General features: G+C 53.8%; 1 protein-coding gene. It reads left to right on the top strand.

All coding sequences use genetic code 11. From position 1 onward, the window contains the following. Positions 1 to 29 precede the first annotated feature (29 nt). Positions 30 to 385, top strand: a 356-nt coding sequence (locus tag R0J87_RS18775; RefSeq protein ID WP_498888097.1) for a PilN domain-containing protein, incomplete at its 3' end; no start/stop codon positions are given.

Here is a 385-nt window from a genome sequence, read left to right as displayed (position 1 = left end):
TGTTTGGTGGATTGCGTCAGATCTCTCACATGGACGCGCATCTAGCGACCCTCAAAGCAAAGAAGGCCGAGCTCACAGCACAAGCAGTTGATTTGCGCAGCCGTGGCGAGGAGCAAAGCCAGGTCCGCGCCAATATTCAAGGAGACCTACAGCAATTCGCGGGGGAGTATCATCGTCTCAACATTCTCACTGATTTGACAGCGGCACTATCGGATGAAACTTGGGTATCCGAGTTCCAGTTGCGGGGAAACGCGCTGTCATTTTCGGGTTGTACCAAGGAAGACGTAAGCGATGTCATCAAAGTGATCCGAGTCTTGCCTTGGGCGGCACAAGTCGATCTGGAAGGGCCGGGGAGTTTCGACAGCTATACCCGCTTCAGTCGGTT

It is taken from the genome of Halomonas sp. SIMBA_159 (assembly GCF_046536035.1).
In the GTDB taxonomy this organism is placed as follows: Bacteria; Pseudomonadota; Gammaproteobacteria; order Pseudomonadales; family Halomonadaceae; genus Vreelandella; species Vreelandella venusta_A.
Note: the sequence above shows the minus strand (reverse complement) of the source record. Positions and strands in the feature narration are given on the sequence as shown.